Source organism: Vibrio sp. Makdt (genome assembly GCF_027587015.1).
Classification (GTDB): domain Bacteria; phylum Pseudomonadota; class Gammaproteobacteria; order Enterobacterales; family Vibrionaceae; genus Vibrio; species Vibrio chagasii_B.
In genome coordinates, this window is sequence record NZ_JAPPTH010000009.1 from 187,045 (window position 1) to 212,868 (window position 25,824).

At 45.0% G+C, this 25,824-nt stretch carries 18 protein-coding genes and 4 tRNA genes; 10 read left to right on the forward strand and 12 right to left on the reverse strand.

Annotation, left to right across the window (positions count from 1 at the left end):
• Positions 1 to 121 precede the first annotated feature (121 nt).
• Positions 122 to 466: a rhodanese-like domain-containing protein gene (locus OH460_RS13425; protein WP_269997791.1), complete on the forward strand. Its 345-nt coding sequence runs from the start codon at positions 122 to 124 to the stop codon at positions 464 to 466.
• Positions 467 to 491: 25 nt separating this feature from the next.
• Here OH460_RS13425 and OH460_RS13430 read toward each other — a convergent pair whose 3' ends face one another.
• Together OH460_RS13430 and gyrA are read right to left on the reverse strand one after the other, a co-directional pair.
• The gene (locus tag OH460_RS13430) at positions 492 to 1,121 is read right to left on the reverse strand and encodes a tetratricopeptide repeat protein (RefSeq protein ID WP_269997793.1); all 630 of its coding nucleotides are present in this window, start codon (positions 1,119 to 1,121) and stop codon (positions 492 to 494) included.
• Positions 1,122 to 1,290: 169 nt separating this feature from the next.
• Positions 1,291 to 3,918, reverse strand: coding sequence for a DNA topoisomerase (ATP-hydrolyzing) subunit A (gene gyrA / locus OH460_RS13435; RefSeq protein WP_269997795.1), 2,628 nt, complete (start codon positions 3,916 to 3,918; stop codon positions 1,291 to 1,293).
• A gap of 258 nt (positions 3,919 to 4,176) precedes the next feature.
• Here gyrA and ubiG point away from each other — a divergent pair, with 258 nt between their 5' ends.
• The 4 genes from ubiG (at position 4,177) to yfaE (ending at position 9,226) form a co-directional block, all read left to right on the forward strand.
• Positions 4,177 to 4,920, forward strand: a complete 744-nt coding sequence (gene ubiG / locus OH460_RS13440; RefSeq protein ID WP_171731632.1) for a bifunctional 2-polyprenyl-6-hydroxyphenol methylase/3-demethylubiquinol 3-O-methyltransferase UbiG — start codon at positions 4,177 to 4,179, stop codon at positions 4,918 to 4,920.
• Positions 4,921 to 5,429: 509 nt separating this feature from the next.
• Positions 5,430 to 7,712 (forward strand): class 1a ribonucleoside-diphosphate reductase subunit alpha, encoded by a 2,283-nt coding sequence (gene nrdA, locus OH460_RS13445; protein WP_239939854.1) that lies wholly within the window; start codon positions 5,430 to 5,432, stop codon positions 7,710 to 7,712.
• Between the two features lie 102 nt (positions 7,713 to 7,814).
• On the forward strand, positions 7,815 to 8,948 hold the full coding sequence (gene nrdB, locus OH460_RS13450) for a class Ia ribonucleoside-diphosphate reductase subunit beta (RefSeq protein ID WP_269997798.1): 1,134 nt from the start codon (positions 7,815 to 7,817) through the stop codon (positions 8,946 to 8,948).
• Positions 8,948 to 9,226, forward strand: coding sequence for a class I ribonucleotide reductase maintenance protein YfaE (yfaE, locus tag OH460_RS13455; RefSeq protein ID WP_017632068.1), 279 nt, complete (start codon positions 8,948 to 8,950; stop codon positions 9,224 to 9,226). Before nrdB ends, yfaE begins: the two co-directional genes overlap by 1 nt.
• A 158-nt stretch (positions 9,227 to 9,384) precedes the next feature.
• On the opposite strand, the gene napF is transcribed toward yfaE, so the two are convergent.
• Complete coding sequence (gene napF, locus OH460_RS13460) at positions 9,385 to 9,900, reverse strand: ferredoxin-type protein NapF (protein WP_269997801.1); 516 nt, start codon at positions 9,898 to 9,900, stop codon at positions 9,385 to 9,387.
• Complete coding sequence (locus OH460_RS13465; protein WP_269997804.1) at positions 9,900 to 10,466, reverse strand: molecular chaperone TorD family protein; 567 nt, start codon at positions 10,464 to 10,466, stop codon at positions 9,900 to 9,902. Before OH460_RS13465 ends, napF begins: the two co-directional genes overlap by 1 nt.
• Positions 10,467 to 10,664: 198 nt before the next feature.
• Between OH460_RS13465 and OH460_RS13470 the strand changes: the two genes are divergently transcribed.
• From OH460_RS13470 to OH460_RS13480, 3 genes are read left to right on the forward strand one after another with little or no spacing between them, the layout of a single operon-like run.
• The gene (locus OH460_RS13470) at positions 10,665 to 13,103 is read left to right on the forward strand and encodes a DmsA/YnfE/YnfF family dimethyl sulfoxide reductase (protein WP_269997806.1); all 2,439 of its coding nucleotides are present in this window, start codon (positions 10,665 to 10,667) and stop codon (positions 13,101 to 13,103) included.
• Between the two features lie 11 nt (positions 13,104 to 13,114).
• A complete protein-coding gene (locus OH460_RS13475; protein ID WP_004733360.1) occupies positions 13,115 to 13,735 on the forward strand; it encodes a DMSO/selenate family reductase complex B subunit in 621 nt (206 codons plus the stop codon).
• Position 13,736: 1 nt separating this feature from the next.
• Positions 13,737 to 14,582, forward strand: coding sequence for a dimethyl sulfoxide reductase anchor subunit family protein (locus tag OH460_RS13480; protein WP_269997807.1), 846 nt, complete (start codon positions 13,737 to 13,739; stop codon positions 14,580 to 14,582).
• Positions 14,583 to 14,713: 131 nt separating this feature from the next.
• On the opposite strand, the gene OH460_RS13485 is transcribed toward OH460_RS13480, so the two are convergent.
• Positions 14,714 to 15,952, reverse strand: coding sequence for a CinA family nicotinamide mononucleotide deamidase-related protein (locus OH460_RS13485; RefSeq protein ID WP_102426152.1), 1,239 nt, complete (start codon positions 15,950 to 15,952; stop codon positions 14,714 to 14,716).
• A 210-nt stretch (positions 15,953 to 16,162) separates the two neighbouring features.
• On the opposite strand from OH460_RS13485, the gene OH460_RS13490 reads away from it, so the two are divergent.
• Positions 16,163 to 17,071, forward strand: coding sequence for a DUF3943 domain-containing protein (locus OH460_RS13490; RefSeq protein WP_032498632.1), 909 nt, complete (start codon positions 16,163 to 16,165; stop codon positions 17,069 to 17,071).
• A gap of 234 nt (positions 17,072 to 17,305) precedes the next feature.
• Positions 17,306 to 17,818 carry a glycine cleavage system protein R gene (locus tag OH460_RS13495; protein WP_008222069.1) on the forward strand — a complete coding sequence of 171 codons (513 nt, stop codon included), beginning with the start codon at positions 17,306 to 17,308 and terminating at the stop codon, positions 17,816 to 17,818.
• Between the two features lie 114 nt (positions 17,819 to 17,932).
• On the opposite strand, the gene nspC is transcribed toward OH460_RS13495, so the two are convergent.
• From nspC to OH460_RS13530, 7 genes are all read right to left on the reverse strand, one after another.
• On the reverse strand, positions 17,933 to 19,066 hold the full coding sequence (nspC, locus tag OH460_RS13500; RefSeq protein WP_269997811.1) for a carboxynorspermidine decarboxylase: 1,134 nt from the start codon (positions 19,064 to 19,066) through the stop codon (positions 17,933 to 17,935).
• A 210-nt stretch (positions 19,067 to 19,276) separates the two neighbouring features.
• Positions 19,277 to 20,527, reverse strand: a complete 1,251-nt coding sequence (locus OH460_RS13505) for a carboxynorspermidine synthase (RefSeq protein WP_269997813.1) — start codon at positions 20,525 to 20,527, stop codon at positions 19,277 to 19,279.
• A gap of 8 nt (positions 20,528 to 20,535) precedes the next feature.
• Complete coding sequence (locus OH460_RS13510) at positions 20,536 to 23,475, reverse strand: pyridoxal phosphate-dependent class III aminotransferase (protein WP_269997815.1); 2,940 nt, start codon at positions 23,473 to 23,475, stop codon at positions 20,536 to 20,538.
• Positions 23,476 to 25,230: 1,755 nt separating this feature from the next.
• A tRNA-Gly gene (locus OH460_RS13515) sits at positions 25,231 to 25,306 on the reverse strand.
• A gap of 30 nt (positions 25,307 to 25,336) precedes the next feature.
• A tRNA-Leu gene (locus OH460_RS13520) sits at positions 25,337 to 25,423 on the reverse strand.
• Positions 25,424 to 25,501: 78 nt separating this feature from the next.
• Positions 25,502 to 25,577: transfer RNA gene (locus OH460_RS13525), tRNA-Gly, on the reverse strand.
• Positions 25,578 to 25,611: 34 nt separating this feature from the next.
• Positions 25,612 to 25,685: transfer RNA gene (locus OH460_RS13530), tRNA-Cys, on the reverse strand.
• Between the last annotated feature and the right edge of the window lie 139 nt (positions 25,686 to 25,824).

The following is a 25,824-nucleotide window of genomic DNA, read 5'->3' on the forward strand; positions in this document are numbered from 1 at the left end:
TCAAATAGACCAATAAGAGAAAACCAGTCACACTGTAAAGTGTGTGGCTGGTTTTTTAGATTTGGGCGCACTCAACCGTCCCAATTTCACATTACCCTTTAGCTAATTCAAGGAGCCAAGAATGAAGCACTTACTTTCGCTTTCGGCATTATGCATCGCACTATTAAGCACTGGACTTCACGCCTCTGAACGAGCAGAAACAGGGTGGGAAATGATTGAGGAAGGTGCGCTTGTGGTTGATGTCAGGACACCAGGAGAGTTCAAGCAAGATCATCTGGACAATGCGATTAACTACCCTCTTTCTGAAGTCGCTACGCACTTTGCCAGCATAGACAAAACTCAACCTATCGTTTTGTATTGCCGCAGTGGTAACCGCTCAGGACAAGCTTACCAGTATTTGAAAGCTCAAGAGTTTACACAGATCCACAACGCTGGCGGTTTAATTGAGATGCAAGAAAGCAAATAATCTAGAAATTAAAGATAGTGCCCGTTTAACGGATCATTTGCTTAGCTTGGTTGATCGAATGGATGATAGAGACACGATCAATGCCTTTCTGGTTAGAATCGAGAATTTGAGTCCAAGCATCGATCGCTTGTTGATAGCGCATACTGATGAAGTGATCGGTCGCTATCAACATCAATGCCGTACGATCGTTGGGATCAAGCTCCATGGATTGATTTAAGAGCACTTTCACATCATCACTCATCGCCTGTGAGCTTAGGTAATACAAGGCGCTCGCTTTAGCTGCATAAAGCCCTGAAGGCGCCTGTGGGTCTAAACGAATCGCATAGTCGTAACAGGTAAATGCAGCATCAAACTCCCCTTTCTGCATATAAACACCACCAAGCTTAAACCAAAGGTCTGATTGATTAGGGTCTCGCTCCAGGCTCTGCTGAAGTTCATTTTGGAAATCTGTTGCTGTATAGCTGCTGTCGTCACTTGAAGTAAGTTGAGGGGCTTCTTGTTTCATCTGAGACCAAACCAGAATGCTGGCTAATATCGCCACACATGAAATAAGGAGGTTGCCTTTAAGATGACTGGTTTTTCTGTTTGATGCGATCACGATTGCCACTAGAAATAGGCTCATTAGCAGCAAAGCAATCAGTAACCAGATATCCATTCCACTCTCCTTTCATTGACGCTTTACTGTACCTTTTTCTCACTAAAACAATATTGATCGAGGTTTAGCTATTGGCTTTTAAACAAGTCACAGCCAAATTCTAGGTAATAAAAAACCGAGCACAATGGCTCGGCTTTTTGTCTCAACTTCTATTTATAGAAGTGAAAGATTACTCAGTGTCTTGCTCGCTATCAGAAGCGTCTGATGCTTGCTCTTCACTTGATTCAGAAACGACTGCTACTTCAGCTTCGCCTTCAACAACCTCAGCTTCTTCTACTTCGTCGATACGCTGTAGACCTACAACGTTCTCGTCGTCAGAAGTACGAATCAGTGTTACACCTTGAGTGTTACGACCAACTTGGCTCACTTCCGCAACGCGAGTACGTACTAGCGTACCTGCGTCGGTGATCATCATCATTTCGTCGCCTTCTTCAACTTGAACAGCGCCAACAACTGGGCCATTACGTTCAGAGACTTTGATAGATACCACACCTTGCGTTGCACGGCCTTTCGTTGGGTATTCAGCTAGTTCAGTACGCTTACCGTAACCATTTTGAGTCACAGTTAGGATATCGCCTTCGTTAGAAGGAACAATCAACGATACTACTTGATCGTCTTCTGGAAGCTTCATACCACGAACACCAGAGGCAGTACGGCCCATTGCACGTACTTTGTCCTCGTTAAAGCGAACAACTTTGCCCGATTTAGAGAACAGCATGATGTCGCTATCACCGTTAGTGATGTCAACGCCAATCAGTGAATCATCATCACGTAGGTTAACGGCAATTAGGCCGTTAGCACGTACGTTTGCAAACTGATCCAGTGATGTCTTCTTAACAGTACCGTCACCCGTTGCCATGAAGATGAATTTCTCATTAGAGAACTCAGAAACAGGCAGGATAGCCGTGATACGCTCACCTTCTTCTAGAGGAAGAATGTTAACGATAGGCTTACCACGAGCAGTACGACTTGCTAATGGCAGTTGGTAAACTTTCAGACGGTATGTCTTACCACGAGTAGAGAAACATAGGATGTTATCGTGAGTATTAGCAACAAGCAGACGCTCAATGTAATCCTCATCTTTCATCTTAGTTGCACTCTTACCTTTACCACCACGACGCTGAGCTTCGTAGTCGCTTAGGATTTGGTACTTAACGTAACCTGCGTTAGAAAGCGTTACTACAACGTCTTCTTGAGCAATCAGCTCTTCCATGTCGATGTCATGAACTGCCGCTGTGATTTCTGTACGACGCTCGTCGCCATAGATTTCACGTACCGCTTCAAGTTCTTCACGGATAACTTCCATCAAACGCTCAGTGCTTGCAAGAATGTGCATTAGCTCAGCGATTTCTTCTAGAAGTGCTTTGTACTCGTCTAGAATCTTCTCGTGCTCAAGGCCAGTTAGGCGGTGAAGACGAAGTTCTAGAATTGCTTGTGCTTGTGTTTCCGTTAGGAAGTATTGACCATCGCGGATGCCGTATTGGTCTTCCAACCAATCAGGACGAGCTGCGTCAGTACCTGCACGCTCAAGCATTGAAGCTACGTTACCAAGGTCCCAGCCGCGAGCAACTAAGCCAGCTTTTGCGTCAGCTGGTGTTGGAGCGTTACGGATAAGTTCAATGATTTCGTCAATGTTAGCCAATGCTAGAGACAGAGCTTCAAGAATGTGTGCACGGTCGCGCGCTTTCTTCAGTTCGAAGATAGTACGACGTGTCACCACTTCGCGACGGTGGTCAACGAAGCACTTAAGCATGTCTTTTAGGTTAAACAACTGTGGTTGGCCATTGTTTAGAGCAACCATGTTGATACCGAAAGTCGTTTGAAGCTGAGTTTGTGCGTATAGGTTGTTCAGAACAACTTCACCCACAGCGTCACGCTTACATTCAATAACAATACGCATACCATCTTTATCAGATTCGTCACGTAGAGCACTGATGCCTTCTACTTTCTTATCTTTAACCAGTTCAGCAATTTTCTCGATCAAACGAGCTTTGTTTACTTGATAAGGGATCTCAGTAACGATAATGGTTTCTTTACCATTTTTGTCAGCTTCGATATCCGCTTTTGAACGCATGTAAACCTTACCGCGGCCAGTCTTGTATGCATCTACGATGCCTTTACGACCACTGATAAGTGCTGCTGTCGGGAAGTCAGGACCAGGAATGTAGTCCATTAGCTCATCAATAGTGATCTCTTCATTATTGATAAGTGCTAAACAGCCATCAACAACTTCACCTAGGTTATGAGGTGGGATGTTGGTAGCCATACCTACTGCGATACCAGAAGCACCGTTCACCAATAGGTTAGGAATTTTTGTCGGAAGAACTGCTGGGATTTGTTCAGTACCATCGTAGTTCGGTACGTAATCCACAGTTTCCTTATCAAGGTCAGCCAAAAGCTCGTGAGCAATTTTCGCCATACGAACTTCGGTATAACGCATTGCAGCCGCGGAGTCGCCATCGATAGAACCAAAGTTACCTTGGCCATCAACTAGCATGTAACGCAGTGAGAACGGTTGAGCCATACGAACAATTGTGTCGTATACAGCACTATCACCATGCGGGTGGTATTTACCGATTACATCACCTACTACACGAGCAGACTTTTTATATGGTTTGTTCCAATCATTACCTAGTACATTCATCGCGAACAAAACGCGGCGGTGTACTGGTTTTAGGCCATCACGCACATCTGGAAGGGCACGACCAACGATGACGGACATCGCATAGTCTAGGTATGAACCTCTAAGCTCATCTTCAATATTTACGGGCGTGATCTCTTTCGCTAGATCGCTCATAGAGCCATTTTCCCTCTATAGTCAGATCGTATATTTGAATACGTATAAGACCGAAAAATATAACACAAATTTACCTACGGAGGCATCACTTTCCCTATCCTTTTACCATCTTGTGACCCTTGTAGCCAATCAATTGATGAGAAATTGCACCTCAGCATCATATCTCGCTGAAACATGGTCACTTTACATCCAATAAATTCGCAAAATTGTAGATCTTCTGGTCAGCACGAAAAGGCAAGTTATAATGCCTGCAATTTCATGGATGCATTATTTAACTTGGAAATGCCGATTATGACTAAATCACAAAACGTAGACCCAGCAGAAATTAAAAAATTCGAAGACATGGCGTCACGCTGGTGGGATCTCGAAGGCGAGTTTAAACCGCTACACCAAATCAACCCACTTCGCCTAAATTACGTGCTAGAAAAAACCGAAGGCTTGTTTGGTAAGAAAGTACTCGACGTTGGCTGCGGCGGCGGTATTTTAGCGGAGAGCATGGCTGTTGAAGGTGCGGTAGTCACTGGCTTAGACATGGGCAAAGAGCCGCTCGAAGTGGCACGTCTTCATGCACTAGAAACCGGCACCAAGCTAGATTACATCCAAAGCACGATTGAAGATCATGCAGAGCAAAACCCGCAAACTTACGATGTGGTGACTTGTATGGAAATGCTTGAGCATGTACCAGACCCACAATCCGTGATTACCGCGTGTTCAAAATTGGTGAAACCAGGCGGACATGTGTTCTTCTCTACGTTGAACCGTAATTTCAAATCTTACCTGTTCGCTATTGTTGGCGCAGAAAAACTGCTTAGAATTGTTCCTGAAGGCACACATGAGCATGACAAGTTCATTCGCCCAGCTGAGCTAATCAAGATGATCGATAACACCCCACTTCAAGAATTAGGCATCACGGGCCTGCACTATAATCCGTTAACAGACAGTTACCGTTTAGGGCAAAATGTAGATGTTAACTACATAGTTCATACGCAAAATTTCGCCTAACCAATATCAAAAAGCCAACCGTAAAATCTTTTATAAAAAAAGACTAATGAAAAGAGTTGCAATTAACATAAGTTTGCGACTTTTTTCAGTCTAAATTTCGTGCGCCAGCTTCCATTTTAACCACCTCGATTTAAATTTAATCGCCGAAAATCCATCGCTCATTTTGCCCAAAGATCAAGGTATTTTTTTTTATCAGCGTGCAAAAATAAAGCATCCTTAAAAGGCGAGTTTTATACAATCAAGTGACATCTAACCTCATCAGTTAGTGGTCACTTACAGTTTTTTTTCAATCCACCACTTATCCACAAGCAACCCCATTTCTTTACCTTGAAAAATGTCAGTTGTAGCACTATCTTGTAACCCAACAAACAAATGACCCCTATATGTTGTGTTTGAACTACAATATATGGGTAGACCAAGATCACAAAGCCGAAACGTAATTTACAAAAATTACACAGAAATAGACAAAAACACGGCCTTGTTCAGTTTTGTTAGGGAAATTAAGCAGAATGAACCAACAACTTACTGTTACTAAGCGTAACGGGCGCAAAGAAACGATCGATTTAGAAAAAATCCATCGCGTGATTACATGGGCAGCGGAAGGCTTGCACAATGTTTCAGTATCACAAGTAGAATTGAAAGCTCACATTCAGTTTTACGATGGCATTACCACTACTGATATCCATGAGACAATCATCAAGTCAGCAGCGGATCTAATCTCTGAAGAGACTCCAGATTACCAATATCTTGCAGCACGTCTGTCAGTATTCCACCTACGTAAGAAAGCGTACGGCGAATACGAGCCACCTGCACTTTACGACCACGTTGCAAAACTGGTTGATATGGGTAAGTACGATAGCCACCTAATGGAAGACTACACGAAGGCTGAGTTCGACGAACTTGACTCGTACATCGACCATAAGCGTGACTTAGATTTTTCTTACGCAGCGGTTAAACAGCTTGAAGGTAAATACTTCGTACAAAACCGTGTAACGAAAGAAATCTACGAGAGTGCTCAGTTCCTTTACATTCTAGTTGCTGCATGTCTATTCGCTAAATACCCGAAATCGACTCGTCTTGACTACATCAAACGTTTCTACGACGCATCGTCTACGTTTAAGATTTCTCTACCTACACCGATCATGTCTGGTGTACGTACTCCTACTCGTCAATTCAGTTCTTGTGTACTGATCGAGTGTGGTGACAGCCTTGATTCTATCAACGCAACAGCAAGCTCAATTGTTCGTTACGTATCTCAACGTGCTGGTATTGGTATCAACGCAGGTCGTATCCGTGCGCTTGGTTCTGAAATCCGTAATGGTGAAGCGTTCCACACTGGTTGTATCCCTTTCTACAAATACTTCCAAACAGCAGTAAAATGTTGTTCTCAAGGTGGTGTTCGTGGTGGTGCGGCAACGGTATTCTACCCACTATGGCACGGTGAAGTTCAGTCTCTGCTAGTACTGAAGAACAACCGTGGTGTTGAAGAGAACCGTGTTCGTCACATGGATTACGGCGTACAGCTGAACAAGCTTATGTACTCTCGCCTAGTTCAAGGTGGCAACATCAGCCTGTTCTCACCTTCTGACGTACCAGGCCTATACGACGCGTTCTTCGAAAATCAAGATCGCTTTGAAGAGCTGTACGTTAAGTACGAAAACGATCCGTCAATTAAGCGTGAAACAGTAAAAGCAGTAGAGCTATTCTCTCTACTAATGCAAGAGCGTGCTTCTACTGGTCGTATCTACATTCAGAACGTTGACCACTGTAATACACACAGCCCGTTCGACTCTGAAGTTGCTCCTGTTCGTCAATCGAACCTGTGTCTAGAAATTGCGCTGCCAACTAAGCCGCTTTCTAACGTAGAAGATGACGAAGGCGAAATTGCACTATGTACGCTTTCAGCATTTAACCTTGGCGCAATCAACGAACTGGATGACCTAGCAGAGCTTTCTGAACTGGTCGTTCGTGCTCTAGACGCACTTCTTGATTACCAAGACTACCCGCTTCCAGCAGCATACAAGTCGACAATGAACCGTCGTACTCTAGGTGTAGGTGTTATCAACTACGCATACTACCTAGCGAAGAATGGTGTGAAGTACTCTGACGGCAGCGCAAATGGCCTGACTCACCGTACTTTTGAAGCGATTCAATACCACCTACTAAAAGCGTCTGTTGAACTAGCGAAAGAGCAAGGTCGTTGCCCATCTTTCCACGAGACTAACTACGCGAAAGGCCTACTGCCAATCGATACTTACAAGAAAGATATCGACTTAGTATGTGATGAGCCTCTGCACTACGATTGGGATGCGCTACGTGAAGAGATCATGGAGCACGGTCTGCGTAACTCTACGCTAACTGCGCTTATGCCTTCTGAGACTTCGTCTCAAATCTCGAACGCGACTAACGGTATCGAGCCACCACGTGGTTACGTATCAGTGAAAGCATCGAAAGACGGCATCCTGAAGCAAGTGGTTCCAGATTTCCTAAATCTTAAAGAAAACTACGAGCTACTTTGGAACATTGGTTCTAACGACGGTTACCTACACCTAGTGGGTATCATGCAAAAATTCGTTGACCAAGCTATCTCTGCAAACACTAACTATGATCCAAGTGTTTACGACAGCGGTAAAGTACCAATGAAGAAGCTGCTTCAAGACCTACTAACTGCATACAAGTTTGGTGTTAAGACGCTTTACTACCATAACACTCGTGATGGTGCAAAAGACGACCAAGGCGACGCAGTAACAGTGCCGGAAGAAGATTGTGAAGGCGGCGGTTGTAAGATCTAAACCGCAGTAAAACATTAAGACCCCAGAGAAGTTATCTTCTCTGGGTTTAAAGCATTAACAGGGTTCGTTTTATAACGAGTCTTTAAAGGATTTGAGGCATTTATGGCTTACAGTACTTTTTCTCAGAAAAAAAATGACCAGCTAAAAGAACCAATGTTCCTAGGTCAGTCGGTTAACGTTGCACGTTACGACCAACAAAAATTCGAAATCTTCGAAAAGCTTATCGAGAAGCAACTTTCTTTCTTCTGGCGTCCAGAAGAAGTAGACGTGTCTAGCGACCGTATCGACTACAACAAGCTTCCTGAGCATGAAAAGCACATCTTCATCTCTAACCTGAAGTACCAAACCCTGCTGGATTCTATCCAAGGCCGTAGCCCGAACGTTGCCCTACTTCCGCTAGTATCACTACCAGAAGTTGAAACTTGGATTGAGACTTGGTCTTTCTCTGAAACGATTCACTCTCGTTCTTACACGCACATCATTCGTAACATCGTGAACGATCCAGGTCTAGTATTTGACGACATCGTTGAAAACGAAGAGATCCTAAAGCGTGCTAAAGACATCGCGTTCTACTACGACGACCTAATTAAGCTAACCGCTGATTACCATCGTTACGGCGAAGGCAACCACAACATCAACGGCGAAGACGTTAAGGTTTCTCTTCACGACCTGAAGAAGAAACTTTACCTATGTCTAATGTCGGTGAACGCACTAGAAGCAATCCGTTTCTACGTGAGTTTCGCATGTTCATTTGCATTCGCTGAGCGTGAGCTAATGGAAGGTAACGCTAAAATCATCAAGCTAATCGCTCGTGATGAAGCGCTTCACCTGACTGGCACTCAGCACATGATCAACTTGCTACGTAACGGTCAAGACGACTTCGCATTCATGCAAATCGCTGAAGAGTGCAAGCAAGAGTGTTTCGACCTATTTAAAGAAGCAGCAGAGCAAGAAAAAGAGTGGGCAGAATACCTATTCAAAGACGGCTCTATGATTGGTCTGAACAAAGACATTCTTTGTCAATACGTTGAGTACATTACCAACATCCGTATGCAAGCGGTTGGTCTAGGTACCGCTTACCCAGAAGCAACATCGAACCCAATTCCATGGATCAACGCTTGGTTGTCCTCTGATAACGTACAAGTTGCTCCACAAGAAGCTGAAATCAGTTCTTACCTAGTTGGCCAAATCGACAACGAAGTAAAAGCTGACGACTTTGAAGGATTTGAGCTGTAATGCCAACAATCAAAATCAACAAGCTAACTTCAATTGAATCTAACCCTTCTAATACGCTATTGGAAACAATGGAACAAGCTGGGTTAGAACCAGAATACAACTGCCGAGACGGTCACTGTGGCGCATGCCGCTGTACGTTGGATTCTGGTGAGGTTGAGTACGTTGGTTTTGCTATGGCTTACACACAAGGCGATGAAATCTTGCCATGCATCTGCAAAGCAAAGACCGATCTATCGCTGAGTAACGTGATTCACAGAAGCAAACAGAAGCGCGCCTAATCTATTCGATTTAAGTTCGCTTGCTTTCGCTTTAGATAGAATCACGTAAGTTCAAACGCTTCATCAGAGATGATAAGTATTAAAAAGGGTCCGCCTCCTCTTGGAATACGGACCCTTTTCTATTCGCGTCTTTAGTTCTCAACCACCAACCCAGATGTTTACTGTTGAGTCAGGTTCAATGTCACCGAACCGATGTAACAAGCGCTTCGACACTCTCCACAACCATTGCACTTATCTTGAGCAACCGTAGGTAACTCCCCGGCTTCAATCTGTATTGCGCCAACTGAACACGCAGATTGGCAGGCATGACAATCCATTTGCATATAGTTATTGCAGCTATCAGCAAAGTTAGGTTTTAAATCAATGTAAGGCGTGACCGTTGGGTGAAGCGCACCAGTCGGACACACTTCACTGCACTTGTTGCACATAGAGCAGCTGTTGTAATCCAAATTGAGCAGCGCACTGCCCTCTTGTATCTCAATGACACTATTTGGGCATGCTTGCTCACACAAGCCACAACCGTCGCAGAGGCGCTCAAACAGCATCTCATCGACAGCTCGTGGCGGCCTAGCGTGCAAGCGCTGTGATTTCTCTTCATAACTTGCCGCAGCTTTAACCGGCTTAGAGAGTCGAGTTAAGAAACCACGTCTATTTGAATTTATTTGCTCAGTCATTAATCAATATATAACTTTTTATTCGCAATGTTTAATTTATATTCAGATGTTAGGTAATTAAGCCAATCTATTACATTGATTGATAGCTCTTTGTAAAAGGATAACTCTGAATTTTTATTTAGCATATCTAAATAAGAAGAAGACCATGTTAATAAATGGCACTCTAATAATTCACGAGCTGAATTTATATTATTATTTTCTAACAAATACGCATGAGCGAATAACATTAAACCAAATTGATCTTCCGGCTCTCTTAACCCAGTGTCTAATTCAATCTGATTCATTTCTAAAAACTGGCGATACTCTACAGTAGAAGCGCCGAACACAACGCGGTCTTTATCTAGGTACACAGAACCCCAAGGCGGAGCTGGCATGTCTCCAACCCCTTCAAACAGGCGGCTGAACTCAGCTGAGAGTGCATCTTCGTCTTCACATCTCAATGCCTGCAAGCATTCTTCAGAGAGTACTTCGCTCTCAACCAAAGCTTCGACAATGGTGATTAACTGTTCTTTACTTGTCGCCTGATAAAATAGCGAACCCAATAATTTATGCGTATCGATAATCATTATTATTTATACCGTTATAGGTTTAAAGATAATTATATTAATTAACTCATTTCATTCTTTGATCTATTTTATACATTCGATTCATAACATTTAAATTTCGCACTTATTTGATGCCAATCAATCAACAACTGGAAATAAAACAATAGAAGCAAAACTACCTATAAAGTGCTACCCATCAATAACAATAGGCATCTTAGAATGACGAATAAGAAAGAATCTGGGGTAATGAATCTTACTCGAAGAGGCTTCATGAAAGCTTCTTCCGCGGTAGGTAGTGCAGCCGCGCTTGCGGGCGGTATCGCTTTACCTTTTAAATCCAAACCAGTAGCGGCTGCCGTTGCTGAGAATGTGGATGAGAAAATCGTATGGAGTGCATGTACAGTAAACTGTGGCTCTCGTTGCCCACTGCGTATGCATGTGCAAAACGGTGAAATCAAATACGTAGAAACAGACAACACAGGTACTGACGAATACGGTCATCACCAAGTACGTGCTTGTCTACGTGGTCGCTCGATGCGCCGCCGTGTTTACAACCCAGATCGCCTGAAATACCCAATGAAACGTGTGGGTAAACGTGGTGAAGGTAAGTTTAAGCGTATTAGTTGGGAAGAGGCTTATGATGAAGTCGCTGGCACCATGCAACGCCTTATCAAAGACTACGGTAACGACACTATCTACCTAAACTACGGTACCGGTACGCTTGGCGGTACGGTTACTAAATCTTGGCCACCAGCTCAAACGCTGATTGCTCGTCTAATGAACCTAAGTGGTGGTTACCTCAACCATTACGGTGACTACTCAACCGCGCAAATCGCGAAAGGCTTGAGCTACACCTACGGTGGTTGGGCAAACAACAACTCTTTCTCTGACTTAGAGAACACTAAGCTTAACATCCAATTTGGTAACAACCCTGCTGAGACTCGTATGTCTGGCGGCGGTCTGATCCACCACTACGTAGAAAGCAAAAACAAATCGAACGCAAGAACGATCATCATCGATCCACGTTACACCGATACTGCTGGTGGCCGTGAAGATCAGTGGATCCCAATTCGTCCGTCTACGGATGCTGCATTGGTAGCGGGTCTTGCGCACGTGATGATCACTGAAGACCTTGTCGACCAACCGTTCCTAGACAAATACTGTGTCGGTTACGATGAGAAGACCCTTCCTGCCTCAGCGCCTAAAAACAGTGACTACAAATCTTACATTCTAGGTTTAGGCGAAGATGGCGTAGAGAAGACACCAGAGTGGGCTTCTAAGATCACAGGCATTCCAATTGATACAATCGTTAAGCTTGGCCGTGAAATGGGCACAGCGAAACCGTGTGCTATCCACCAAGGTTGGGGGCTACAACGTACTGCGAACGGTGAGCTAGCTTGTCGTGCAATCGCAATGCTGTCGCTACTCACAGGTTCTGTCGGTGTGTCTGGCGGTTCAACAGGTGCACGTGAAAGTGACATCAACATTCCGTTTGTTCGCTTCCCGACGGTGCCAAACCCAGTTGGAACATCAATTTCAATGTTCATGTGGACAGACGCGATTCACCGTCACCACGAGATGACCGACATCACTGATGGTGTTCGTGGTGCTGAGCGCCTTAAGAACCCTATCAAGATGATCTGGAACTATGCGGGTAACTGCATCATCAACCAACACTCAGACATCAACAAGACGCACGCGATTCTTCAAGATGAAAGTGCTTGTGAAATGATTGTTGTGGTTGATAACCACATGACGTCTTCAGCAAAATACGCCGACATCATCCTGCCTGACTTAACCACATCAGAGCAAGACGACTGGTGTATGGATGGTAAAGCATCGAACATGCCTTACTTCATCTACGCACAGAAAGCGATTGAACCTCAGTTCGAAGCGAAATCGATCTACGAGATGTGTACTCAGCTTGCTAAACGCATGGGCGTAGAAAAAGAGTTCACCGAAGGCCGTACTCAAGAGCAATGGATTGAGCACCTTTACGCAGAAACTCGTAAGAACGATCCAACACTGCCAACCTTCGAAGAGATGAAAGAGCTGGGTATCTACAAACGTAGCTACGACCACCACTACATCGCTTACGAAGACTTCCGCAAAGATCCTGAAGCGAACCCACTAACTACACCAAGTGGCAAGATTGAGATCTACTCAGAGCAACTGGCTGATATCGCGAAGACTTGGAAGCTGAAAGAAGACGAAGTGATTCACCCACTTCCGGTTTACGCGGACTCTTTTGAAGGTCATAACGATCCACTAGCAGAGAAGTACCCACTTCAGCTAACCGGTTTCCACTACAAGGCTCGTACTCACTCAACTTACGGCAACGTTGCAGAAATCAAAGCTGCAGCACCGCAAGAGTTGTGGATCAACCCAATCGATGCAAAAGAGCGCGGTATTGAGAACGGCGATATGGTTAGCATTTTCAACGACCGTGGCGAAGTTCATATTCCAGCGAAAGTGACACCAAGGATTCTTCCTCGAGTTGTCGCACTAGGCGAAGGTGCATGGTACGCACCCGATGGTCAGAAGATCGACCATGCAGGCTCTATCAACGTGCTGACCACTCAGCGCCCGAGCCCACTTGCTAAGGGTAACCCTCAGCACACAAACCTAGTTCAAATCAAAGCGCTAAAAAAAGCATAAGGTAGGTTGGAATGAAACAATACGGCTTTTACATTGATTCAAGTAAATGCACGGGTTGTAAAACCTGTCAGCTTGCTTGTAAAGATTATAACGATCTAGACATCAAAACGAACTACCGTCGCGTGTACGAATACGCGGGGGGTGGCTTCACTCAAGATGGCGATACCTGGGTTCAGAAAGATGTTTTTTCTTACTACCTCTCTATCGCTTGTAACCACTGTACTAACCCTGCGTGTGTGAAAGTGTGTCCTTCGGGCGCAATGCACAAACGTGATGAAGACGGCTTGGTTGTGGTTGATGAAAGTGTGTGTATCGGTTGTCAGCACTGTAGCAATGCGTGCCCTTACGGCGCACCACAATACAATGCGAAGAAAGGTCACATGACCAAATGCGATGGTTGTTACCAACGTGTTTCTGAAGGCAAACAGCCAATCTGTGTTGAGTCTTGTCCACTTCGTGCATTGGAGTTTGGCGAAATCAATACGCTTCGTGAGAAGTACGGCTCTGGTGCAGATGTGGCGCCACTGCCATCTTCAACCGAAACACTGCCAAACATCGTGATCAAGCTGAACAAAAACGCGAAGCCAACTGGCGATACCAGTGGTCACCTAGCAAACCCGAAGGAGGTGTAAGATGATTTTTCATGAGTGGTCTTTGATCTTCTTTACGGTACTGGCTCAAACCGCTGTCGGTGGTTACCTACTTGTCGGTGCGCGTGCACTGGTACTTGGTCACGACGAAGAGAAACTAAACAGCTACAAAGTTCCAATGTTCATTCTGTGGGCATTAATGGGGCTTGGTTTTATGTTCTCGACAACGCACCTCGGCTCTCCACTGCGCGCGTTTAACGCTTTTAACCAACTAGGCTCGGCTTGGCTGTCTAACGAAGTGTTCTTCGGTGCGGCATTCTTCGCAGTTGGCGGTCTACAGTGGCTACTGTCTGTGGTTAAGAAAGGTGGCATGGCTATCCAGAAAGCACTGATGGTTGGCGCTATGGTGCTGGGTGTCATCTTCATGTACGCGATGATCAACGTATACATGATCAACACAGTACCAACATGGGACAACATCTACACACCACTGAGCTTCGTCATGACTATGGTTGTAGGTGGCTTGCTGCTGTCTCAGTTCGTGATTGTATTTGTTAACGACAGTCGCTTTACGGTTGACCGTAACATCACCATGCTGGCTGTGATTGCCGTTGCGATCAGTTTGCTTGTGACAGTCGGTAAACTGAATCTAATCGGTGACATCCAAACTTCAGTAGCAAAAGCTTCAGAGTTGGTTGATGGTTTAGGCAGCTATGTGATCCTTCAAGTTGCATTGCTAATGGCAAGCTTACTGATTTGGATTCTACCTATGCTTAATAAAGCAAAAGTGAACCCAGTCAATCTAGGCCTAGCATTAGTACTATTCCTAGCGTCAGAACTAATCGGCCGTGGCTTGTTCTACAGCCTACATATGACAAGCGGTTTGTAATCACAGGCTCCTTATTTGGTTATCTAGAAGGCTAGATAAACTCAAGGCCCAACACCTATTTAGATGTTGGGCCTTTTTATTGGTTCTGTCTAATCTTGATTTAAGAGATCTTGGTTTACGACAAGAGCGTCTTATTTGATGATCGCTGAAGGGATAAACATATCCTTCACGCGTTTTACTGAAGAGTAGTCACCAAACATAGGTTTATTGTCTAGATGCCTTCTTAGCATGTCTGCAGCGACCGTTTTGATGATAGTACGTGCATCTTCGCGCTTGTATTGACGATAAAACTCCAGCACTTGCCCCCACTCACCCGCTTCGCTCGATAAAGCAACACTAAAGGTATTGCCCTCTAACTTGCCCGTGACTAGGGCTAACTCGGTGCCGCACTTTTCTCTTGTCGCGCCAGCCAGAGCAAACGTTGCTGCTAGTGGGTCGTTCTTTTCAAGCTCACTCTCTTTTGGCTCCGCCATCACCCAAGAGTGACCGAAGCAATCTTCAACTTGTTCATTCGATTGTAGCCAAGCCGAAAGCGCACCTTTGGTTGATACTTCCGATACCGACAAGGTCTTCTTTCTTTCCGCCATAATATGACCGATATGGTCGATCATCGGCTCATCAACACTGACAACATTGCTCTCTAGCAGTTTGTACACCATTTGCAGTAGCTTAACGCGAGTTTCTAAATCCGACTTAGGCCCAAACAGTTTCACTTCAATGAACGGCAGATAAGAGCGGTAACCCAGCTCATAACCTTCCGGTAGTTTCAGTTGGTCTAACACATCAGAAATACCGGATTCAGACAAACCAAAGGTAAATAACCTGCTGCATTCAGAAGCGACTACTTGAGGATAAGTGCGAGCAAGATCAGGGATAATTTCAAAGCTCACCATGCGCTTAAACTCACTCGGTACGCCCGGAGTGAAATAGAAAGTCGCATCGTTAATCTTAAGTTTGAAGCCACATGCTGTTCCGACAGGGTTATCGACGATTTCTGAACTTGCTGGCAATAAGGCTTGTTTTAGGTTGCTGTCTGGCATCGGCATGCCGCGTCCAGAAAACATCTCTTCCATACGCGCTAGCCACTCAGGGAACATGACTAATTTCTGTTCTGACGCAGTCGCAGCTGCCGCAGCACTCATATCATCGGTTGTCGGGCCTAAGCCACCATTAACGATAACCACATCATAGTTAAAGCTTAGCATCAGCAACTCTTCAACCAAGGCATTCATTTGGTCACCGACTGTGGAGCGTTTAGCCAAAGCAAAACCGTGCTGGTAAAACTCAGCAGACATCCAAGCCGCGTTCGTGTCTACAATGTCTCCGTGAAGAACTTCTTCACCTGTACTTAACATTGCGATTTTCGTCATGTTTCTATCCCTTGTAGTCATAAAAAGACGCTGCATTATCTACAAACTGGTCTATGTTTGAGTTTGAGCTATTTGGCTTTTTAACAAATATTAATAATGTTAAATCTAAGGTTTTCTTAGGAAAAGCGATAAATTATTAGTTCCCTAAATCAGGCATTTAATGGATAATTGTGACCCTGATCAATTCTAAACTTTCTCATGGAGACCCTTGTGGCCAAATCACCGTTACTAGCAAAGGTTACTGCTGCATTTACAATGCTAATGTCAGTTAACTCGGTTGCAAGCCAATACGACTTCGACCAGCCAATCAACCTTTCTTATTCGGATGAATGTGCTCAAGATTACTGTGTTAATGATAGCTTGTACACCTACAAGCCTAGTACCAATTACGCACTGAGCGAATCAAGCGAAGAGTACGATTTCTCAATCCAACAACCAAAGCACCTTTTGGTTAGCGAAGAGAAAGATTGGGATTACCTAATGGGTCAAACTTACACGATTCTTGGCTTAAGTGTTGCAACCGTTGGTTTAATGACCTTCTTACCAGAAAGTATCACTAAATGGGACGACGACCAACGCGACTTAAGTAAGTTAGGTCAAAAGTGGAAAGATAACGTTTCTGAAGGCCCAGTGTGGGACCGTGACGAACACTTCCTAAACTATGTGATGCACCCGTATTTTGGTGGTGTTTACTACACAGCTGCACGTCACGCGGGTTACAACGAGTTTGAATCGTTTATGTACTCTTGGACGATGTCCACCTTCTTCTGGGAATACGGCGTAGAAGCATTTGCTGAAGTACCTTCATGGCAAGACCTTTTCATCACACCTTTCTTCGGTGCGGTTGTGGGTGAAATAATGCTAGAAACCGAGCAAGACATCATTGCTTCAGGCGGTGAAGTGATGGGTTCTCAAACCATGGGTGACGTGTCTCTATTTTTCCTAAACCCTGTCGGTCATATCCACTATTGGGTAAGTGATGCTTGGGGTGGTGACGCAGAAGTTAACCTGAATACTAACCCTTGGTGGGATAATCAAGACGCAGCTCGATTCGCTTACGATGCTGGCGCGCCATACGATTCTCAGTTTGTTGGTATGAACTTTAAAGTAACCTTCTAATACAGCGACCTGATTACTTTCGGTAATAACCAAAACTTTTCTAAAAAGCGGCTCTTAAGCCGCTTTTTTTGTGCCCTACTCTTCATTCTCTTTTTTTGCATCACAGCTTAGTTTCAAAAATTGACACAGGTCAAACATTGTTCGATATAAACTTCTACACTGAAATTAACGAACTTTATCGCTTAATATCAAACATTTAATTAGCAATGATTAATTGAAACTTTGGGGGCTGATATGAACAGTACATTTATCGTAAACTTTATCGGAAAAGCGTCGCCTGCGACCATTAAACAACTCGCTGCGGTGACTCATGAGAACGACGGCAAATGGCTCATCAGTAAAGTGAACTTTATTGAAGACCAAGTTGCAGGCGTACTTAAGGTTCAACTTCCAGCCATCAATGAATCGATTGTTAAAGAGGCATTCAGCGCTAACCCGGACCTGATTGTCCAGTTCGTTGATTCAGACCATGCACATAATGTTCAAGACACAATACACCACCTAAGACTCGATTCTAATGACCGTGCCGGTATCGTTAATGAAGTCACTCATGTCCTTGATAGACAAGGTATTAATATTCTCGATATGGATTGCCAACGCGTATTTATCGCAGGTGGCGGCGGTGTCAGTTCAAGCTTATTCACTTCTAAAATCGCAGTTAAGTTACCAATCGAAGTGCAAATCGATGACGTGGTCAATGAGCTAGAAACTCTTAGTGAAGACACTCGAGTAATGATCGAGAACTAGTTGTTAGTGCTTAACCATACAAACTAAGCCCTATCTACAAACAAAACTTTATCTACAAACAAAAAAGAGCAGCTAGTGAGCTGCTCTTTTTATTACTCTCGACTTGTCAGTCAGTTACTTAATTGACCATTGAGACAATGAACGCTTAAAGTCTTGATAGCCGAATTCATTTAGCTTTTGCACTTCACCATTGCTGCGCTCGCAGTAGATTGATGGCATTTTAAGGCCATTGAACCAGTTCAGTTTCACCATGGTGTAACCCGCGCTGTCTAACAGATGCAGCTTTTGACCAATCTTAAGTGGCTCATCAAAGCTCGCTTCACAGAACTGATCGCCCGCTAGACATGAACATGAACCAATCACATAGTCGTGACTGCCTATTTCTGAGGCTTCTAATACCGATGCTGGTTCATTGTAGATAAGCGTATCAAGACGGTGCGCCTCAGTTGCTGAATCCACAATCGCCGTTTTCTTTACGTTCTCAACAATATCGACCACTGTCACAACTAGGTCGGTTGTTTTAGTGATGATCGCTTCACCCGGCTCAAGGTACATCTGCACACTGTGCTTTTCAGAGAAGGCTTTCAGCGCAAGGCCGAGCTTTTCGATGTCATAGCCAGGCCATGTGAAGAACACACCTCCGCCCATGCTCACCCAGTCCAACTTATCTAAGTGCTCACCAAACTGTTCTGAGATTGAATCAAGTAGGCCAATAAAGGCATCGACATCTTTGTTCTCACAGTTCATGTGGAACATCACACCATTAATCTCATCAAAGATTTCTGGTTTGATGTAGTCAGCTTGAACACCTAAACGAGAGAATTGACGCGCAGGGTTTGCTAAGTCTTGTCCTGCGTAGCTTACGCCCGGATTTAGACGTAAACCCAGCGACGCTTTTCCTTCAACAATATGACGGTACGCTTCGAATTGGCTTTGCGAGTTGAATATCATCTTGTCGCAGATGTCAGCCACTTCTCTCACGTCATCTTCGCTGTAACCGACACTGTAAGCGTGCGTCTCACCACCAAAGGTTTCGTGGCCAAGTTTCACTTCGTATGGACCAGAGCTTGTCGTGCCATCGAGATAAGGTTTGATGATGTCAAACACACCCCATGTCGAGAAACACTTCAGTGCCAATACCAGCTTCACACCTGAAATCTCTTTCAGCTGCTTAGCTTTCTCTAGATTCGCGATCAACTTGTCTTCGTTGATCATGAAGTAAGGCGTTTTTAGTTCGTTGTTTTGCATGTTAATACCTTGCGGCCCTCGAGTTCACGAAGGCACATGATAATCGAACAAAGCCGACGCAACAGCATCGGCTTGTAATTATACGTTCTCGTCAATCATATGACTTTGAATGGAATTCGCAGAGCTTTGACCTTGTCGCTAGGACAACGCGCGGAGTTTACGAACGTAAATGAGCACGATGGACAACGCGACAAGGGCAAAGAGCAAGAATTACTTCAAAGTATGGATTAGAGGTAGACCGGCTGTAGGCTCTAGCTCTTGAACGTGCCAATCTAGACCGATTTCCGGCATCGTTGCTAGGAACGGGTCTGGGTTTAGCTGTTCCATGTTGAACACACCTTTATCAGCCCATTCGCCACGGAAGAACTGAAGTGCAGCGGTAATTGCTGGAACACCCGTAGTGTAAGAGATCGCTTGGTGCTCTACGTCTTCGTAAGCCACTTCGTGGTCTGCGTTATTGTAGATGAATACGCTGCGCTCTTTACCGTCTTTCTTACCTTGAACCCAAGTACCGATACACGTTAAACCTGTGTAACCCGGAGCTAGAGATGTTGGATCTGGTAGTAGCGCTTTAAGAACATGCAGAGGCTGAACCACAGTACCATCGTGCAATGTTAGCGGTTCTGGGCTAAGAAGACCGATATCACGCATGCAGTTGAAGTAGTTCAAGTATGCATCACCAAAGCCCATCCAAAATTCGATGCGCTTAGCTGGGATGAACTCTTTCATTGAACGAACTTCATCGTGCGCCATTGAGTAAACTTTGTGAGAACCACAATTCGGGAATTCAAACTCAAGCATACGAGAGTGACAAGGTACTTGTTTCCACTCTTCATTTTCCCAGTAGAAAGAATCGCCTTGGATCTCAAGCATGTTGGTTTCTGGATCAAAGTTTGTCGCAAACTTCTTACCGTGATCACCTGCGTTTACATCCATTACGTCGATCGTGTCGATCTCATCGAATAGGTGCTTAACCGCGTGCGCAGCAAATACTGAAACCACACCTGGATCGAAGCCCGCACCAAGAATACCTGTGATGCCCGCTTCTGCGAACTTCTCACGGTAGCCCCACTGCCAATCGTAAGCTTGTGGTACTTGTTGGCCTTCAGAACATAGGTCAACCGCTACCGATGTATCTAAGTAAGAAACTTTAGATTGGTAACATGCTTCCATGATTGCCATATTTACCCAAGGAGGACCAGCGTTGATCACTAGATCCGGCTGAACTTCTTTAATCAAAGCAACAAGCGCATCAACATCATCAGCGTCTACTGAACGTGCTTCTAGTTTCTTAGTTGAATCTTTAAGGTTGTTTTTACCTTTAATCGATTCGATGATTTTTTCACACTTCGCGATTGTGCGAGAAGCGATTGTGATATCACCCAGTACTTCGTTATTTTGTGCTGCTTTGTGTGCAACAACCCAACCAACGCCGCCTGCACCAATTTGTAGAATAGCCATAGTATTAATTACCCTTGTTGTTCTGCTAGCTCAGTGGCTAGAGTTTGAATTTTGTTAATTAGAGATTTGAAATCTGATGTCTTTAGGCACGGATTCAAGATAGTGAATTTAAGCGCACTCTTACCATCCACTACCGTTTCACCGAGTACTGCAACACCACGAGTCAGCGCTTCCAGTCTTAGCGTTTGATTCAATTTGTCTAAATCTAGCTCGCCGTTTGCTGACGGCTTAGATCGGAACAGCACTGTTGATAGTGACGGCTCCGCCAGTAGCTCCAAGTCAGCTTGGTTTTGAATCAGGTCTGCCACTTCTAGCGTTTGCTCAAGAAGATGGTCGTACATATCGCCTAATTGCTTTGGCCCTACGCTCTGCATGGTCATGAATACTTTCAATGCATCAAAACGCTTGGTGGTCGCGATAGACTTGTCGACTAAGTTCGGCAACTCATCGTGTTCACGGTTTAGGTAATCTGCATGATGCAGAAGGTACTTAAAGTTCGTTTTGTCTTTCAACAACACCGCGCCGCAGCTGATTGTTTGGTAGAAAAGCTTGTGGAAATCGACACTCACAGAGTCTGCTTTTTCGATACCTTGTAAGCGAGCTTTGTGGCTACTCAAGATAAGCGCACCGCCGTAAGCACTGTCGACATGGAACCAAAGGCCTTGTTGACTTGCGATGTCTGCAATCGCATCAAGGTCGTCGATAGCTCCATGATCGGTTGTACCCGCCGTACCAACTACAGCAAAAGGAATCAGCCCTTGAGCTTTAAGCGCTTTTACTTCTGCATCCAACAAATCAGGTTTGATGGTGCCGTTTGCGTTTGTCTCAACACAGCACACCGCATTCTCGCCTAAACCAAGCAATGAAGCGGACTTTTGAACCGTGAAATGGGATTTGTTTGAACACAAGATACGAAGCTTGCTCGCGTAATCTGGTAAACCTAACTTTTGGATTGAGTGACCATTGTGCTTATCCGCAACCCAGTCTCTCGCCAGCAATAAGCCCATTAGGTTACTTTGCGTGCCGCCGCTGGTGAAAACACCGTCCGCTTGTTCACCAAGTTGGTACTTGTCACACATCCAATCAACTACGCGCTGCTCAACATATGTAGCAGCCGATGCTTGGTCCCATGAGTCCATTGATTGATTCAGAGCTGCGATGATTGATTCCGCTGCTACTGATGCCATAAGAGGAGGCGTATGAAGGTGTGCGATACAGTCGGGGTGTTGCACGAAGATGGAGTTTGCAGCGACAAGGTCTGCAGTGCTATCTACAACGTCAACCAAAGCGTGTTGGTTGTTGTCTAGATCGACAGCCTTGATAGCAGCCTCCAGTACTTTAGGTTCTAGACCTGAGTATGGCGTTTCAACCTGCTCAAAAACCGCTTTCATCGCTTGAGTGGTTTGGTTCATCACGTTAGTGAATTCATCGCTACCACCTAGGCCTGTGTGAATGAAGTGCTTGTTCCACTCTTGCCTTGCTTGTTCAGTTGAAGCTTGATCTTCTTGAACACCTCCGCCAGCAGCAATAATGGCTTCTTCCATCACGCGCAGTGCAAAATCAATCTGTTCAAAGGAGATAATCATTGGTGGCAAGAATCGAACCACTGAGCCATCGCGCCCGCCCTTCTCGACCATCAAACCACGTTCTAATGCCGCGCGTTGAATCGCTAGGGTGAGCTCACCGTCTGATTTCGGCTCACCAAATTTATTGAGTTCACCGTTTGGTTGCTTGATCTCAGCGCCAAGCATTAAACCTTTACCACGAACTTCGGCAATACAGTTAACGCGAGATTGAATCTTCTCTAATCCGTGACGTAGGTATTGGCCTGCAATGTTCGCATGCTCAACCAAGCCATCTCGCTCGATGATTTCTAACGCTTTCGCGCCAGACACCATTGCCAGTTGGTTACCACGGAAAGTACCCGTGTGCTCGCCCGCTTTCCATGTATCTATACTCTTATCGAATACAAGCAGCGACATTGGTAGTCCACCACCAATCGCTTTAGATAGGCACAAGATATCAGGATTAACGCCCGACTCTTCAAACGCAAATCGATGACCTGTTTTACCGACACCACACTGGATTTCATCAAAAATCAGTAGGATACCGTGCTCATCACAGATGCGACGTAAGCCTTGCAACCAAGACGCAGGAGCAGGAATCACACCGCCCTCACCTTGTACAGGCTCAACAATCATCGCAGCCGGTTTCATGATGCCAGATTCGTCATCGTTCAACATACGTTCGATGTAACGAATGCTTGCGTTAGCACCTGCTTCACCACCAATACCAAACGGGCAACGAAGGTTGTATGGGAAAGGCATAAAGTGCACGTCAGACATCAAGCCGCTACGACGCTCTTTCGTACCTAAGTTGCCCATCATGCCCATGGTGCCATTAGTCATACCATGATAAGCACCACGGAAAGCAAACATGGTATTGCGACCTGTGGTTTGCTTCGCTAGTTTGATTGCCGCTTCCACCGCATCCGCGCCTGAAGGGCCACAGAATTGAAGAACCGAGTTATCTGAAAAGTCTTGAGGAAGAAAAGCTTTAACTCGCTTGATAAACGTCTCTTTTGCTTGAGTCGTGATATCAAGAGTTTGGTACGGCAAACCTGAATCGAGCTGGTCTTTCAGTGCTTGGTTAATCTCAGGGTGGTTGTAGCCCAAAGAGAGTGTGCCAGCGCCGGCTAAGCAATCTAAAAATAGTTGTCCACGTGTATCTTCAACTAAGGCGCCACATGCTCGTTTAATAGCAATCGGTAGGCGTCTTGGGTAAGAGCGAACATCCGACTCATGCTGCTCTTGCTCAAGCAAAATAGCATCAGGTGTTAGGTCATAAGTTCCCTCTACGATAGGAACCATAGTTGAAAATGAATTTGCGATAGTGTTGATATCGACTTCAAAGGCGGTAGTCATAAAAATTCCCTTGAATATGTTCATACTCACCTCCAGCAAACGCAAATACACACCAGCCCTCTTGATTAACAAGAGTTCAGAGTAAAATACGCATATTGTCTAGAAATGAGATATAGCTGTACGCCCGCATAAGTCAAACGACGAATACGAAATTAGGCCATCTTAAGACAGCGAGAAATTGTTAGCGTGAGCTCAAGGTTCAGTAATACTACTGTTTTGAAGAATTGGACATTTTTGCAGGATCGGGCAGCTATGAGGAGCTGGTCCCTTTGGAAATGCAGAGCTGATTAGCAATGTTGTAGTTAGTATGTTCAATGTTGGGTTTCCCATTAGCATGGCGAACTGCGCCATAAGTATCCCGTCTATCAGCTAAAGGACTAGCCGATACCTACCCTACGTAATGTCCCAATCAGCAAGAATGGTCATTACGCGTATCCCCCAGAAAGCAATCGCGGCTCTTTTTGAACATCGGCCGTTCCGAGATTGCGCGGGAAAGTAACATAAATTGAAACGAACGATCAATAGTTTTTGATAAGCGCTTAATTAATACGCGCAGTGAGTGACAAATTGCTTTAAATATCGCCAATACAAGTTTAAAAGCGAGATCCCCGGTTCGTTCGTCCCTCACGCCCGAGGATGACGGTGTGGGTATAAAAATGTTACTAGTGAGAGTTTAAAGCTAAATGCTTGTGTCATTCCTTAGAACCGGGGCAACTCATAACGAACCTTACACTGCAACTAGCAAAGTTCCGTACACGATAAGGGACTGAAAAGTGCATTACCTGCCCGCATCACGTCATTCCCTAGTACGAGGAACGAGTTCTTAGGGAGTCTCTTTGAGCCGGTTTTTATATAGTTAGACTCAAGCAACGACTTGATTATAAGCCGCAACCTCCTTCGTCATTCCCTAGCGCGAGGGACGAGCTCATAGGGAATCCCCTACAACATGTCATTGTATTGCTTTATTCAAGAAACTATCTGATGCAATAGACTAAGCTGAAACTAATCAACAGAAGGTAAGTAGATCCCCGGCTCGCTCGTTCCTCGCTCCCGAGGGTGACGGTGAGGGGTAATAAACGTTGCTAGAGAAGCTTTGAGCCATTGTACCTTTCCGTCATTCCCTAGAGCGAGGAACGAGTTCATAGGGAATCTCGCTTTTAAAAGCTGAGTGATATATACGTATTTGATAACGGAGGTTTTGATATAGAGATGAAGCTTGGCTGCGGGGTCAACTCGTGACCTAGTATCTGATTGGAACAAACCGTGACGTAAAAATAGAAAAAGCCCGAACATTTCTGTTCGGGCCTTTCAATTTGGAACGACGCGGCCGGCTAGGACACGGGGTCAACTCGTGACCTGACGTCTCAAATAGCTTTAACATATTCCAAAAGCAAAAAAGGCTCACCATTTCTGATGAGCCTTTTTCAAATTGGAGCGACGCGGCCGGCTAGGTACACGGGGTCAACTCGTGACCTAGTATCTGATTGGAACAAACCGTAACGTAAAAATAGAAAAAGCCCGAACATTTCTGTTCGGGCCTTTCAATTTGGAACGACGCGGCCGGCTAGGACACGGGGTCAACTCGTGACCTGATGTCTCAAATAGCTTTAGCATATTCCAAAAGCAAAAAAGGCTCACCATTTCTGATGAGCCTTTTCCAAATTGGAGCGACGCGGCCGGCTAGGTACACGGGGTCAACTCGTGACCTGATATCTCAAATAGCTTTAGTGTGTTTCAGATGCGAAAAAGGCTCATCATTTCTGATGAGCCTTTTCAAATTGGAGCGACACACGAGGTTCGAACTCGTGACCTCAACCTTGGCAAGGTTGCGCTCTACCAGCTGAGCTAGTGTCGCATTTGCTTTATCGAGATAAAGACTTGTAGATGGTGCCCCGGGCCGGACTTGAACCGGCACAACGCGAACGTCGAGGGATTTTAAATCCCTTGTGTCTACCAATTCCACCACCAGGGCACGCAATTCTTTATTGCGATGCCGATTACTGAAAAGTAAAACACCATCTTATGTTGATGCCAATCAACATACAAAATTTGGAGCGACACACGAGGTTCGAACTCGTGACCTCAACCTTGGCAAGGTTGCGCTCTACCAGCTGAGCTAGTGTCGCATTTCATTATTCTTCTCTTAAACAAGAGAGATAATGGAGGCGCCTCCCGGAGTCGAACCGAGGTCCACGGATTTGCAATCCGCTGCATAGCCACTCTGCCAAGGCGCCTTAGTAACTCCAATCGAATCGCTCATTGCCATCCTCTTGGGTACGGGATGCATTCTACGGATTCGAGCGGATGAGTCAATAATATTTTTGTATTTTTAATTCGTTTGAATAGATTTCATACTAAACAGGCTAAATAGCT